Here is a 12,447-nt window from a genome sequence, read left to right as displayed (position 1 = left end):
CGGTCCCGTCCGCCCTCTAGGCTCGGCCCGTGGGGCAGCCCGAGCAGCGCGCCGAAGGTGCGGGACCGTTCACGACCAGGCTCACCTGGCACATTCCCGACGGCGGCACCGCTGTGTGGGAGTCACGACTGGCGCGGCGGCGCGGAGTACTCGCCGTCCGTGCGCCCGGTGCGGCGGCCAGTCGGCACACCCGTGCGGACGCCGTGGCCCTCGCCCGGCTGCGCCGGCTCAACGCCATCGCGGCGATCGCCTTCGTCGTCGGCGGGGCACTCTTCGCGGTCGGCGCGGGCGTCGCGCAGTTCGGTTCCGGCGACGCCACCGTGTGCGCCTCGATCTATTTCGCGGGCGGCCTGTTCTTCAGCACCGGCGGGTACGTCTCGCTGCTCCAGGTGATCAACGCGCCCCGTCATGTCGGCGGCGGCGCGGGCCGGCTGGTCACCCACCGCTGGCGGTGGTGGAGTTACGAGCCGATGCGGGTGGACTGGCTGGGCGCGTTCGTGCTGTTCGCCGGCACCCTGGTCTTCGGCGTGGACCTGCTGGACTCCTTCCTCCAGGGCCTGAGCGTCCAGCAGGTCAACCGGCGGATCTGGGTGCCCGACGTGGTGGGCTGCGTGCTCTTCCTGGTCTCCGGGCATCTGGGCTTCGTCGAGATCTGCCACGGCCGGCCCTGCGTCCGGCCGCACAACCTCGGCTGGTGGATCGTCGCCGTGAACCAGCTCGGCTCCGTGCTGTTCATGGTCTCGGCCCTGGCCGCCTTCACCCGGCCTGCCACCGGCAGCCTGGTCAACACCGACATCGCCAACTGGGGCACCCTCACCGGCGCCCTGTGCTTCTCCGTCGCCGGCGTCCTCCAGCTCTATGAACGCCCCTAGGCCCAGGCCGCGCGACAGCGGCGAGAAGCAGTTCAGGTCAGCAGGTGACCGGTGTGGGAGAGGCGGCGTGCGGCGGACAGGAGGGCCTGGATCTGGGGACCGACGTGGTCGATGTGCCGCACGGGCGTCCTGAAGGGCAGGCGGACGTCGCGGTGGGTGTGCGGGTATTCGAGACGCAGGGTCAGTCCGTAGCGGTCGAGGCCCACCGGGAGCGCGCGCAGCATGCCGCTGTCCGGCAGCGGGCGGACGAGGCGAAGGAGCCGTGAGACGAGGTCGCCGTGATCGTCGACGAGGTGGGTCAACAGGGATGACTCGCTCGTCGCCACGGGGTCGGGTTCGGCGTCCTCGAGCGCTTCGAGGGTGACGCAGGTGCGCCCTTCGGCATCCTCCAGGACGGCCTGGCCGAATTCCATGCAGGTGCTCGTCGTGGACTCGGGGGCGAAGGCCGTGGCCAGCAGCCCGGTCAGCGTGACACGGGCGCGCAGCCGGTCGCGTACGGGTGTGGGGGCGATGTCGGTGAGTTCCAGCTTGACCGGGAAGCACCTGGCCGTTCGGGCCTCGGCGTTCTCCGGCGGGGCGTGCAGGTGGACATGTCCCATGGCCCCCGTGTCGTCGAGTCGGCGGACCTCGGCGTGCCGTCCCTCGCTCACGACGGTCATGGAATGGGCGGCGGCCAGAATCGAGCGCATGCGCTCGGCGGCCGTCGGTGCGGTGGCGAGGGTACGGGAACGACGCATCCGGGCTCTCCAAACCGGTGACGTACTTAGGTTTGCCTAACCTAACTCATCCTCTCCGGTGACGGCCAGCATCCGCCCCCTCACCGGAGCCGCTCGGGTGGTCGGACCAGACGATGAGCCTCCGAAGACGCCGTCAGCGTGACTTCCGCGCCCGTCCGCAACCGGCACGCACCTTCCGACGCTCTGAACCTGCACAACCACACGCTGCCGGTGAGGAGACAGACGTGACCACCACCTCCGTTGAGTACAACTCGCCCCGCACCTTCGTCGACCCGTATGCCGTCGACGCCTATGCCGTCGACGCCTATGCGGTCGACGCCTACGCCGTCGACACCGCCGACGCCCGCCGGCCCGCTCCGGCCGGCGCGGAGCAGGACGCCGACTTCCTGCTGGCGCCACCGCGTCCCGCCGACCGCCTCAGCTACTCCATCCACCCGCGCGACCAGCGACGCCTCGACCTGCACGCGGCCCTGACCGCGGCGGGCATCCCGCCGCACCCGGAGGACCAGGACGCCATCAACCAGCTCAGCGCCCTGCCCAACAGCATCAACGCCGCCCTCCACCGCTGGCTGCACCACACCACGTGAGCGACGCCGACGCGCCACACCTCGTCGGCGCCCCGCCCCACGGGGACGTGCGGCAAGTTGCGCGACGGCGGCGGTCGTCTCATAGTCCGAGGTATGGACGCGCGCGAAGCGGCGCTCCAACGGGCATACGACCATGCTGTCCGCTGGCTGGCGAGCCTGTCCGATCGTCCGGTTCCCGCCCGCGCCTCGGTCGAGGACATCGTGCGCGGGCTGGGCGCGGACCTGCCCGGCGGTCCGAGCCCGCCCGCCGATGTCGTCGACCTGGCGGCCACCGCCTGCGAGCCGGGGCTCACCGCGTTCCCCAGTGGGCGCTTCTACGGGTTCGTCGTCGGTGGCACCGAACCGGCCGCGCTGGCCGTGGACTGGCTGGTCAGCGCCTGGGACCAGAACTGCGTCATGCGCACCGTCTCCCCCGCCCACACGGCGGCGGAGGACATCGCCGGCGCTTGGCTGCTCGATCTGCTGGGTCTGCCGGGCGACAGCGCCGTCGGCTTCACCACCGGTGCCACGATGGCGAACTTCACCTGCCTCGCCGCCGGGCGCGACGCGGTGCTGGGCCGTGCCGGCTGGAACGTCGCCCGTGACGGGCTCGTAGGCGGCCCGGCCCTGCGCGTCCTCGCCGGCACGGACCGCCACATGGCCATCGACCTGGCCCTGCGCTATCTGGGGCTCGGTGAGCCCGAGCTGGTGCGGGCGGACGACCAGGGGCGCATCGAGCCGGAGGACCTGCGGCATGCCCTGGCGGCCGACGGGCAGCACCCCACGCTCGTGGTCCTCCAGGCCGGAGACATCCACTCCGGCGCCTTCGATCCCTTCGTGGAGACGATCCGCGCCGCCCACGAGGCGGGCGCGTGGGTGCACGTCGACGGCGCCTTCGGTCTGTGGGCGGCCGCCTCCCCGCGTCACGCCCACCTGACGGCGGGCTGTTCGGCCGCCGACTCCTGGGCGACGGACGCCCACAAGACCCTGAACGTCCCCTACGACTGCGGCCTCGCCATCGTGCGCGACCCGGCGGCCCTGCGCGCGGCGATGGGCCTGCACGGCGCCTACCTCATCCACGCCGAACACGGCGACCCCGTCGACAAGGTGCCCGAACTCTCCCGGCGCGGCAGGGCGTTCACCGTGTGGGCCGCGCTCCGTTCCCTCGGCCGATCCGGTGTGGCCGACCTCGTCGACCGGCTCTGCCGGCACGCCCGCGCCTTCGCCACCGGGATCACGGGCATCGACGGCGCGACCGTCCTCAACGACGTGGTCTTCACCCAGGTCTGCGCCCGTTTCGGCGACGACGAACGCACCGAACGGGTCATCGACCGGCTGCTCGACGACGGCACGGCATGGATCAGCGGTTCCACCTGGCACGGCCGCCGCGTCATGCGGATCTCGGTGAGCAACTGGTCCACGACCGACGACGACGTGACGCGCGCGCTCGACGCGATCCGCAGCGCATCGATCAACGCCCCTTAGAACTCCTAACGAAATGAGTGGCGCGGAACGTTAGGGTCAGGTGGTCATGAGTCAGAGCGGTTCATGTCGACGGTCAAGTACTTCCTCCTGCTCGACGGCTTGAGGGTCACGTAATTGCCCAGGCGGAGCCTGTCGACGAGGGCTGCCCGCTCAGAAAGCGTGTGGGGCAAACCCTCACGAGTTGAATCTCATACCCCCCGGCAGCTACCGCGCGCTCGGATCACGGGCCGTGCGCTGGAGGCGCCGTGCGGCGCGGTGCTGCTGGGGCGGGCTGTTGGCCGACGCCCGCTGTGGTGCATCGCCGGCTGCGGGGCTGATCCCGGGCTGCGGGCCCTCACCCTCGGCTGTCTCGCCGGACTGCACCGCCATCCCCGTCTCTGTCGCTGTCCAGGCGGCGCAGTACAGCAGTAGCCTGGCCATGAGGTTGATCCACAACACGACGGCGACCGGCACGGCGAAGGCGCCGTACATGCTCTTCCCCGCGACACCCTGCAGATAGCTGGTCAGCAACCATTTGAGCAGCTCGAAGCCGACCGCACCGATCAGACCGGCCACCACGACCGCGCGCGGGCCGGGTTGCACCCGCGCCAGCCGGGTGAGCAGGTAGACCAGCAGCAGGAAATCGACGAGAAGGGCTATGGCCAGACCCGCGAAGAACAGCAGCGCCCGTCCCGCCCCGCCCTCGATCCCGACCTCGTCGGCGGCCCAGCCAACCGCAATGTTCGCGAACACCGAACTGCCGATCGCGAGGAGCCCGACCAGGCCGAGACCCACCAGCACCCCGGCGTCCTTGATCTTCAGCAGGATTGGATTCCCCGGGTCCTGCTCCTTCTCCCACACCGCGCGCAGGCACCCGCGCAGGGCGCCGACCCAGTTGATCCCGATCACGAGCAGCAGCACGCCCGCGATGAGCCCGACGGCTCCGGCGTGCGCGACGAGGCTCTCCAGGTCCAGCAGGTCCGAAAGGCCCGGCGCCTGGTCGGCGATCTTGTCCTGGAGTTTCCCGAGCTGGTCCTCGCTCAGCAGCTTGGCGCCGATCGCCGCGCCCACGGTGATCAGCGGGAAGAGGGCGACGAAACTCGTGAAGGTGATGGCGGCGGCGAGCCGGGCCCAGTGAACCGTGGCCAGCCGCTCGAACGCCCGCCACACGTGCGTACGTCGCAGCCGTCCGACGCCAGGCAGCCTAGTCAGCCATTCCATGAAGAACACCCACTCCCAGCGTACCCACGGCGAGGGCAGAGGCATCCAGCAGCGAGGCCCCAGCGGGCGCACCGCTTCCGCACCCAGGATCTTGCCGAACGCCGCTGAACGTGGATCTTCCAGTGGCTCATGGATGACGACTCGCGGCGGCCGACTGGCTCTCGCACTCGCTCGGCAGAGCGTGCAGTCGCCGCCAGCAGATGAGTGTGCATCCGAGGGTGAGGAACGCTTCGTGGATGTCGTCGCGTATCTCCCAGCGGATCCGCAGGCGGCGGAACCAGTGCAGGTGCGCGAACGTGCGCTCCACGACCCAGCGTTGGGTGCCCAGGCCGGAGCCGTGCTCGGTGCCGCGGCGGGCGATCAGCGGCTTCACGCCGAGGTCCCAGACGAGGCGGCGGTACTTGTCGTGGTCGTAGCCACGGTCGCCCAGCACCACGTCCGGGCGGCACCGGGGCCGGCCACGCTTGCCGCGCACGGGCGGCACCGCCTGGAGGAGTGGGATCAGCTGGGTGACGTCGTTGCGGTTGCCGCCGGTCAGGGTCGCGGCAAGCGGGATGCCGGTGGCGTCGGTGATCAGGTGATGTTTGCTGCCCGTCCTGCCCCGGTCAACGGGGCTTCGTCCGGTCTTGGAGCCCCCTTTAACGCCCGGATGTGGGAGCCGTCGACGGCCGCCCGGGAGAAGTCCAGGGCGTTCGCGCTGCGGAGCTTGGCGAGGAGGACCTCGTGCAGCCGGGGCCACACCCCGGCCTCGGTCCACCCGGCCAAGCGGCGCCAGCACGTCATGCCCGATCCGAAGCCGAGTTCCTGCGGCAGGTGTTCCCAGGCAATCCCGGTGTGCAGCACAAACAGGATGCCCTGGAACACCAGCCGGTCCGGATGCCGCTTGCGTCCCGGATGCCGCGTCCGACGCTCAACCTTGGGCAACAGCGGCTCGACCACCGCCCACAACTCGTCATCGACTTCCCACGGCTTCGGCCGAGCCACCCCACACCCCCCCCCAGATCACCAGTCCCACAGTGATCCAACCACCCCGAAGATCATTTCGTTAGGAGTTCTTAGCCTGACCTCTTGGCCCGGCCTCCCAGCCGGGCCTCCCAGCCGGGCCTTGACCTCACCGACGAGTCGAGTTCGTCGGCTTGGTGGCGCGGACGATCGCGGAGTGCATGCCGTCGGCCACCGGGTGGGTCGCGGTGATGTCGACATCCGTGAAGCCGGCGGCCTCCAGGCCCTCCCGGTACTCGGCGAAGGACAGGGCGCCGGCGATGCAGCCGACGTAGTCGCCGCGTTCCGCCCGCTGTTCGGGGGCGAGCCTGTCGTCGGCGACGACGTCGGAGACGCCGACGCGGCCGCCGGGCCTGAGGACCCGGAAGATCTCGGCGAACACGGCCGGCTTGTCCGTGGACAGGTTGATCACGCAGTTGGAGATCACGACGTCGATGGTGTTCGCGGGCAGCGGGACGGCCTCGATCGTGCCCTTGAGGAACTCCACGTTCGTCGCGCCCGCCTTCGCCGCGTTGGCCAGGGCCAGGGCGAGCATCTCCTCGGTCATGTCCAGGCCGTACGCCTTCCCGGTCGGGCCGACCCGGCGGGCGGAGAGCAGGACGTCGATGCCGCCGCCGGAACCGAGGTCCAGGACCCGCTCGCCCGCCCGCAGCTCCGCCACGGCGGTGGGGTTGCCACAGCCGAGGGAGGCGGCGACGGCCTCGGCGGGCAGGGCGTCGCGCTCGTCGGCGCCGTAGAGGGTGGAGCCGAAGGTCTCGTCGACCTCGACCGGCTGCGGCCCGCAACAGGCGGTGCCGCCCTCGGTGACCTGCAAGGCCGCCGCCGCGTAGCGCCGGCGGACGGTTTCGCGCAGCTCGGTGGACTGCTCGCTCATGACTCACTCCCACGGCCCGTGCCGACGTTGCATCGACACTTATCAATACAGTTCCTGTTGCAAGCTTGCGCCTTGAATCGAAAAACTTCAACATAGAGGCATGTCGAAACAAGAGCTTGAGGTGATCGGCCAGGACGCCGACTGCTGCACAGGGCTGAGCGCGGCGCCGTTGGACGAGGACCGGGCGGCCGAGCTGGCGAAGGTGTTCAAGGCCCTGGGCGACCCGGTCCGGCTGCGCCTGATGTCGATGATCGCCTCGCGCGGCGAGGGGGGCGAGCTCTGTGTCTGCGAGCTGACCCCGGCCTTCGACCTGTCCCAGCCGACGATCTCCCACCACCTCAAGCTCCTGCGGCAGGCCGGACTCATCGACTGCGAGCGCCGCGGCACCTGGGTGTACTACTGGGTGCTGCCCGGCGTCCTGGACCGGCTCGCCGCGTTCCTCACCACCCCGCACCCCGCGGGAGCCACCGCGTGAGCGCGCCCCTCGGCCGCCGCGTCGCAGCCGAGGCGATCGGCACCGGTCTGCTGGTCACGGTGGTCGTCGGCTCCGGCATCCAGGCCACCGAGCTTTCGCGCGACGTCGGCGTGCAGTTGCTCGCCAACTCCCTCGCCACCGTCTTCGGCCTGGGCGTACTGATCGCCCTGCTCGGGCCGGTGTCCGGCGCGCACTTCAACCCCGCTGTCACCCTCGCCGCCTGGTTCACCGGCCGCCGGGGCCCGGACGGCCCGTCCCTGCGGGACGTGGCCGCGTACGTGCCCGCGCAGATCGCCGGCGCCATCGGCGGCGCCGTCCTGGCCGACGCCATGTTCGCGAGGCCGCTGGTGACGTTCTCCACCCACGACCGGTCCGCCGGGCACCTGTGGCTCGGCGAGATCGTGGCGACCGCCGGGCTCGTCGCCCTGATCCTCGGTCTGGGGCGCATCGGCCGGACCGGCCTCGCCCCGGTCGCCGTGGCCTCGTACATCGGGGCCGCCTACTGGTTCACCTCCTCCACCTCGTTCGCCAACCCGGCGGTGACCGTCGGCCGTGCCTTCACCGACACGTTCGCCGGGATCGCACCCGCCTCCGTCGCCCCGTTCGTCGCCGCCCAACTCCTCGGAGCCGTGCTCGGGCTCGGCGTCGTGGCCGCGGTGTACGGGCGGCGCCCCACCCCCACCGCGGAGGCCGCCGCCCCGCGCGGCACACCCGAACTCTCAGCGCCCTGACCCCCTGGTCCTTCGAGAAAGACGTCTCCCATGAGCACTCCCACCGCCCCACGCCCGTCGGTCCTGTTCGTCTGCGTCCACAACGCCGGCCGCTCCCAGATGGGCGCGGCGTTCCTCAGCCACTTCGCCGGTGACCGGGTCGAGGTCCGCTCGGCCGGCTCGGCGCCCGCCGACTCGGTCAACCCGGCCGTGGTGGAGGCGATGAAGGAGGTCGGCATCGACATCTCCGCCCGGTCCCCGAAGGTCCTCACCACGGAGGCCGTCCGGTCCTCGGACGTGGTCATCACGATGGGCTGCGGGGACGCCTGCCCGGTCTTCCCCGGCAAGCGGTACCTGGACTGGCAGCTGGACGACCCCGCCGGACAGGGCGTCGAGGCCGTCCGGCCGATCCGCGACGCCGTCGAACAGCGCGTGCGCGGCCTGCTCACCGACCTCGGCCTCCCGGTGGCCTCCTGACCAGTCACGACGCCCGTCCGAGGGTGGCCCCATCGACGGTGACCGGAGAGACGAGCGGGTGAAAACGCCTCCGTGCCGATCGGCGCCGTGCGGCAGGATGGAGCCGTGCCGACCGAGTCAGACAAGATCGAGCTGAGCGAACACGAGTTGCGTGAGATCGCGGGTTACGCGGCCGAATGCGCGCGCAGGACGCTGTCGATCTTCGAACGGAGTCGTCCCGCCGACACGCGCCCCCGCGACGCCGTCGACGCGGCCCACGCCTTCGCCGGGGGCGGCCGGCGCACGGCCGCGCTGCGGCAGAGCGCGTGGGCGGCGTTCAGAGCGGCACGGGAAGCCGGATCGCCCGCCGCGGGCGACGCGGCACGAGCGGCGAGCCACGCGGCCGCCGCCGGGTACCTGCACCCCCTGGCGGACGCCCATCAGGTGAAACACATTCTCGGCGCGGCAGCACATGCGGCACGAGCGGAAGAGCTGGCCTCCGAAGAGGACCGGTGTGTCACCGCGGGCACCCTCGAATGGGCGCGTCATCACGCGCCACCGGCGGTCACCGCGGTGCTCGGCCGTCTGCCCGCCGCACCTCCCGGAGGCGGGCGCGTGGGAGAACTGATGCGCGATCTCGACATCGCGCTCCGCGCCTGAGGGCGGCCACCGCAGGCCCGCCGAGCGGTCCGTCAGCGGGACGCGTCGAGGTGTGCACGTCCTCGAAGTCCATCAGCTGCGAGAACAGCTCCGGCCACGGCTTCCTGATGCCGCCGACCTCGAACTTCTCACCGGCCGCGAGGAACCGGTCCAGCAGACCCCGCTGGTCGGTCGCCCGCGGCCGAGCCGAGTGCTTCCGACGCCTCGGCCGCTGCCCTGCGCAGCCGTACGGACGTCTCCGAAGCGGCGAGGGCCGCGAGGCGCTCGGCCACGTCATCGTCGTCCTGCGGCAGCGCCCCGACGGCCCTGATCCGGCGGGTGAGGCCGAGCACCGCGTGGTAGCGGACGGCCTCGTGCGGGTCGTCCAGGCCCCTCATGAAGCGGCGTGCGTCGGCATCGGAGACGTCGTCCGCGTTCAGCAGGGACAGCGCGGCCGCCCGGACCTCCGGAGCGGACGCCCGGTCGGCGAGCCGGCGTACGGCGGGCAGGGCCTGGGCGAGGCCGGCCAGGGCGTTGCGGGTGCGCCAGATGTCGTCCCGCCCCGATTCCAGGTGGGCCGTCAGCGTCCATGCGACCAGGTGGCGTTCCCAGAGGCGCAGGCCGCCGTCGATCAGCGCCCCCAGGCCGCCGATCGCCCCGGCGCGTACGGGGCCGTCCGGGTCGTCGAGGAGCGGCAGCAGCAGCCAGACGGCGTCCAGCGCCCCCGACTCCCCGAGGGCGGCGGCCGCGGCCCCTCGGGTCGGGCCGGGCAGGGTCCGGTCGTCGAGGGCCGCGCGCAGGTGCTCGGCCGCGGCCGTGGTGTCGACGCGGCCCAGGGCAGCGCGCGGCGCTCGGTCCGGCGACGGGATCGCCCAGCCACTTCACGGCCGAATCGGTGATTCGCCGGTCCCCCCGTGCGCCGAGCAGGTTGAGCAGCCACAGCGCCGCTTCCGGGTCCCTCTCCTCCTCCAGGGCGGTGGCCGGCGCGTCGTCCGCCACGCCGGAGCCGGTGCGCGGCAGCCGCTTCGCCACCGCGATCCGCACCAGCGGCGACGGGTCCCGCAAGCCGGCGAGCAGCGAGTCGAGCAGCCCCTCGGTGCAGGCGGCCGGGAGGATCTCCAGGGCCTGGGCGCGCGGCCCCCGTGCCCTCACGGGCCGTACGGACCGTCTCCGCCCGGACCTCCGGATCGTCCCGGAACCGGTACACCAGGCTCCGGGCACGCCCCCACACCGCGGGGTCCGGATCGCCGAGCGACTCCACCAGGGCCACGACGTCACCGGGCACGCCGAGACCGTCGAGGCCGACGAGCGCGTTGATCCGGACACGCCGGTCCGGGTCCCGCAGGAGCCGTCCGAACGCCTCCGCCACCGGCGGACCGGCCGGCTCCAGCCGGAGCGCGGCCGGCGCGGCCACCGCGGCCCGGTGCCGTACCGCCGGGTCCGGATCGCCCATCAGCGCCATCAGCGTCCCGCCGACGGCCTCACCCGCGCCGAGCCGGCCCAGGGCCTGGGCCGCGGCCGCGCGTACCTCCGCGTCAGGATCCCCTGCGGCCCGCACGAGTGTGGCGGTGTGCTCGCGACCGCCGATTCTCCCCAGCCCCTTGGCCGCCGCCGCGCGGCGCCCCGGATCCGTGCCGTCCAGCTCACGCAGGAAGTGAGCGATGTGATGGTCGACCGACATGGCACCCCCTGGGAGTCAAGACTCCCGAGCCGCCCGGAGGTTGTACGCGCTCAGTAGCGCTGTGCCTTGGCGATCTCGGCGGTCAGTTGTGGCTCGGGGGGCTTGCGGCTGATGGCGAGGGGGCGGGCGATGTCGCCGGGCGCGAGGTCCTGCGCGCCGACGAAGCGGGTCTCGACGACCTTGCCGTCGGGGTCGCGGAAATCGACCTGAACAGCGTAGGAGGCGGTCGCGTCGGTACGGTTCGTGATGTTCACGACGACCGCGAGCAGACCGCTCGTCTCCGCTCGCGGCTTTCCGGTGAGCGAGACGTCGGCGGTGGCGTTGCCCCGGCCTTCGATGTCCTCGAGTTCCTGCTCGGCGGCCCGGTTGGCGCGCGCGACCTCCGCGGACACCGACGCCTCGAACTCCGAGGCCCTCGCCGAGGCGGAGGAGGCCGCGGCCGAGGCCGCCGCGCGGGCGGACTCCTTGACGGACTCACCGAGCGAGGCGAGGGCGGACGGCGCGGCGCCGGAGAACGACGCGGTGTCGGGTGCCGTGAGGCTCGGGGTGAACGAGGCATCGCCGTCGCCGTCGTCGTCGCTGCTGCACGAGACCAGCGACGCCGTGCCCGCGACCACGACGACGAGGCCGGCGACGGCGGTCGCGACGCGGGTTCGCAGAGGCTGCGGCTTCGGCATCGACATCGGCTTCAACGTCTGCTTCGGCATCGGCTTCGGCTTCGCCTCTGACACGCCGTCGCTCATGAGATCGGACCCTTCGTGGGGGGTTTGTCTGAACCATCACCTTTTGATCGGCTGGCAACAGCGTGCCCCGCACGCTCCTACGGGGCCACCCAGTGCGGCGCGGAAGAGTGGCCCCGCGGCGTCAGCGGAGAGAGAACGAGGCGCGAACGGAGAGAGCGGAGCTACAGCAGCGGCATCGGCCGCCCCGTGCTCCCCTCGCCCCGAACCGTCGCCGTGGTCCCGCAGTACTCGGCCTCCACGACGGCGATCGGGTCGCCGGTCCAGTCGCCGTTGAGGTTGAAGGCGAGGGAGTGCCGCCCGTTCTCGGTGGTCACCGCGCCCGACAGCGAGCCGTGGATGCCGCCGGTGTGCCCCCAGACCTCCTTGCCGCAGGAGAGCGTCATCCTCATCAGCCCCAGCCCGTAGGCCGCCGAGCCCGGGGGCCGCTCCCCTCCGTCCGGAACGGTCGTGGTCATCTCCTTCAGCCCCGCGGGCGAGAGGAGCCTGCCGCCGAGCAGGGCGGACGTGAAGCGGTTGAGGTCGGCGGAGCTGGAGACCATCTCGCCCGCCGCCCCGGCGATGGACGGGGCGTCTTCGCCGTCGCCGACGGGGACGAATGGCACGACAGGACCGTCTCCGGCACCTTCGACTCCACCCTCGTCAGCCCCGCGTATCCCGTCACCGGCGGCGGGACCGCGACCCTGGCCCACACCACGTACTACCGGCAGGAGGCCCCGCAGAAGGGCGAGGTCCTGGTCTCCTACGACGACGGGACGCCCGTCACGGTACGCACGTACACCGCCGACGTCCCCTCCCGCACGGAGACCGTCACCCTCCATGTGCCGGCCGGTGCCCGCACAGCCCGCGTCCGGTTCCGCTACACGGTCGGCAACAACTGGTACTGGGTGATCGACCAGGTGCGTCTGACCTCGTCGTGACCCGCCGGTGCCGCCGAGTCCGTCGGCGGTCGGCTTGAACCCATCGCGCCTCACAGACGTAGGGAGTACCGGGAGGGCCTCTGCCCTCCC

At 72.1% G+C, this 12,447-nt stretch carries 14 protein-coding genes and 2 pseudogenes; 8 read left to right on the top strand and 8 right to left on the bottom strand.

Annotation, left to right across the window (positions count from 1 at the left end; genetic code table 11):
• Positions 1-29: 29 nt before the first annotated feature.
• A complete protein-coding gene (locus tag ACZ6D7_RS16975) occupies positions 30-872 on the top strand; it encodes a hypothetical protein (protein ID WP_469491010.1) in 843 nt (280 codons plus the stop codon).
• A gap of 32 nt (positions 873-904) precedes the next feature.
• Here ACZ6D7_RS16975 and ACZ6D7_RS16970 read toward each other — a convergent pair whose 3' ends face one another.
• Entirely contained in the window at positions 905-1,609 is a 705-nt protein-coding gene (locus ACZ6D7_RS16970; RefSeq protein WP_469491009.1) for a DUF2470 domain-containing protein, read from the bottom strand.
• 224 nt (positions 1,610-1,833) lie between these two features.
• On the opposite strand from ACZ6D7_RS16970, the gene ACZ6D7_RS16965 reads away from it, so the two are divergent.
• Together ACZ6D7_RS16965 and ACZ6D7_RS16960 are read left to right on the top strand one after the other, a co-directional pair.
• Positions 1,834-2,196 carry a hypothetical protein gene (locus ACZ6D7_RS16965; RefSeq protein WP_469491007.1) on the top strand — a complete coding sequence of 121 codons (363 nt, stop codon included), beginning with the start codon at positions 1,834-1,836 and terminating at the stop codon, positions 2,194-2,196.
• A 93-nt stretch (positions 2,197-2,289) separates the two neighbouring features.
• Positions 2,290-3,660 carry a pyridoxal phosphate-dependent decarboxylase family protein gene (locus ACZ6D7_RS16960; protein ID WP_469491006.1) on the top strand — a complete coding sequence of 457 codons (1,371 nt, stop codon included), beginning with the start codon at positions 2,290-2,292 and terminating at the stop codon, positions 3,658-3,660.
• Between the two features lie 204 nt (positions 3,661-3,864).
• Here the strand turns inward: ACZ6D7_RS16960 and ACZ6D7_RS16955 are convergent, their stop codons facing one another.
• The 3 genes from ACZ6D7_RS16955 to arsM form a co-directional block, all read right to left on the bottom strand.
• Positions 3,865-4,860: a YihY/virulence factor BrkB family protein gene (locus tag ACZ6D7_RS16955; RefSeq protein WP_469491005.1), complete on the bottom strand. Its 996-nt coding sequence runs from the start codon at positions 4,858-4,860 to the stop codon at positions 3,865-3,867.
• Between the two features lie 127 nt (positions 4,861-4,987).
• Positions 4,988-5,844 (bottom strand): IS5 family transposase gene (locus tag ACZ6D7_RS16950; RefSeq protein WP_469491004.1). Its coding sequence is split into 2 segments (ribosomal slippage): positions 4,988-5,502 and positions 5,502-5,844, totalling 858 coding nucleotides; the frame shifts between segments, so codons are not numbered across the junction.
• Between the two features lie 127 nt (positions 5,845-5,971).
• Positions 5,972-6,736, bottom strand: a complete 765-nt coding sequence (gene arsM / locus ACZ6D7_RS16945) for an arsenite methyltransferase (RefSeq protein WP_469491003.1) — start codon at positions 6,734-6,736, stop codon at positions 5,972-5,974.
• 100 nt (positions 6,737-6,836) lie between these two features.
• Here arsM and ACZ6D7_RS16940 point away from each other — a divergent pair, with 100 nt between their 5' ends.
• The 4 genes from ACZ6D7_RS16940 (at position 6,837) to ACZ6D7_RS16925 (ending at position 9,037) form a co-directional block, all read left to right on the top strand.
• Entirely contained in the window at positions 6,837-7,211 is a 375-nt protein-coding gene (locus tag ACZ6D7_RS16940) for an ArsR/SmtB family transcription factor (protein ID WP_469491001.1), read from the top strand.
• Positions 7,208-7,942, top strand: a complete 735-nt coding sequence (locus tag ACZ6D7_RS16935) for an aquaporin (protein WP_469490999.1) — start codon at positions 7,208-7,210, stop codon at positions 7,940-7,942. Before ACZ6D7_RS16940 ends, ACZ6D7_RS16935 begins: the two co-directional genes overlap by 4 nt.
• A gap of 30 nt (positions 7,943-7,972) precedes the next feature.
• A complete protein-coding gene (locus tag ACZ6D7_RS16930) occupies positions 7,973-8,398 on the top strand; it encodes an arsenate reductase ArsC (protein ID WP_469490997.1) in 426 nt (141 codons plus the stop codon).
• A 72-nt stretch (positions 8,399-8,470) separates the two neighbouring features.
• Positions 8,471-9,037, top strand: coding sequence for a putative immunity protein (locus ACZ6D7_RS16925; protein WP_469490993.1), 567 nt, complete (start codon positions 8,471-8,473; stop codon positions 9,035-9,037).
• Positions 9,038-9,165: 128 nt separating this feature from the next.
• Here the strand turns inward: ACZ6D7_RS16925 and ACZ6D7_RS16920 are convergent, their stop codons facing one another.
• The gene (locus tag ACZ6D7_RS16920) at positions 9,166-9,414 is read right to left on the bottom strand and encodes a hypothetical protein (protein WP_469491570.1); all 249 of its coding nucleotides are present in this window, start codon (positions 9,412-9,414) and stop codon (positions 9,166-9,168) included.
• 201 nt (positions 9,415-9,615) lie between these two features.
• Between ACZ6D7_RS16920 and ACZ6D7_RS16915 the strand changes: the two genes are divergently transcribed.
• Positions 9,616-9,915: a hypothetical protein gene (locus tag ACZ6D7_RS16915; RefSeq protein ID WP_469491568.1), complete on the top strand. Its 300-nt coding sequence runs from the start codon at positions 9,616-9,618 to the stop codon at positions 9,913-9,915.
• 389 nt (positions 9,916-10,304) lie between these two features.
• Here the strand turns inward: ACZ6D7_RS16915 and ACZ6D7_RS16910 are convergent.
• From ACZ6D7_RS16910 to ACZ6D7_RS16900, 3 genes and pseudogenes are all read right to left on the bottom strand, one after another.
• Positions 10,305-10,697, bottom strand: a pseudogene (locus ACZ6D7_RS16910) (HEAT repeat domain-containing protein); the annotation flags it as partial.
• A 50-nt stretch (positions 10,698-10,747) separates the two neighbouring features.
• The gene (locus ACZ6D7_RS16905; RefSeq protein ID WP_469491542.1) at positions 10,748-11,380 is read right to left on the bottom strand and encodes a hypothetical protein; all 633 of its coding nucleotides are present in this window, start codon (positions 11,378-11,380) and stop codon (positions 10,748-10,750) included.
• A gap of 221 nt (positions 11,381-11,601) precedes the next feature.
• A pseudogene (locus tag ACZ6D7_RS16900) lies at positions 11,602-12,075 on the bottom strand (serine hydrolase); the annotation flags it as partial.
• Between the last annotated feature and the right edge of the window lie 372 nt (positions 12,076-12,447).

Source organism: Streptomyces sp. NPDC041784, from assembly GCF_055591025.1.
This window is presented reverse-complemented; position numbering and strand designations above follow the sequence as displayed.

Coding starts and splice junctions, on each gene's coding strand:
- ACZ6D7_RS16970 (WP_469491009.1), bottom strand. CDS start 1,609: ATGCGTCGTTCCCGTACCCTCGCCACCGCACCGACGGCCGCCGAGCGC.
- ACZ6D7_RS16960 (WP_469491006.1), top strand. CDS start 2,290: ATGGACGCGCGCGAAGCGGCGCTCCAACGGGCATACGACCATGCTGTC.
- ACZ6D7_RS16955 (WP_469491005.1), bottom strand. CDS start 4,860: ATGGAATGGCTGACTAGGCTGCCTGGCGTCGGACGGCTGCGACGTACG.
- arsM (WP_469491003.1), bottom strand. CDS start 6,736: ATGAGCGAGCAGTCCACCGAGCTGCGCGAAACCGTCCGCCGGCGCTAC.
- ACZ6D7_RS16940 (WP_469491001.1), top strand. CDS start 6,837: ATGTCGAAACAAGAGCTTGAGGTGATCGGCCAGGACGCCGACTGCTGC.
- ACZ6D7_RS16930 (WP_469490997.1), top strand. CDS start 7,973: ATGAGCACTCCCACCGCCCCACGCCCGTCGGTCCTGTTCGTCTGCGTC.
- ACZ6D7_RS16920 (WP_469491570.1), bottom strand. CDS start 9,414: ATGAGGGGCCTGGACGACCCGCACGAGGCCGTCCGCTACCACGCGGTG.
- ACZ6D7_RS16905 (WP_469491542.1), bottom strand. CDS start 11,380: ATGTCGATGCCGAAGCCGCAGCCTCTGCGAACCCGCGTCGCGACCGCC.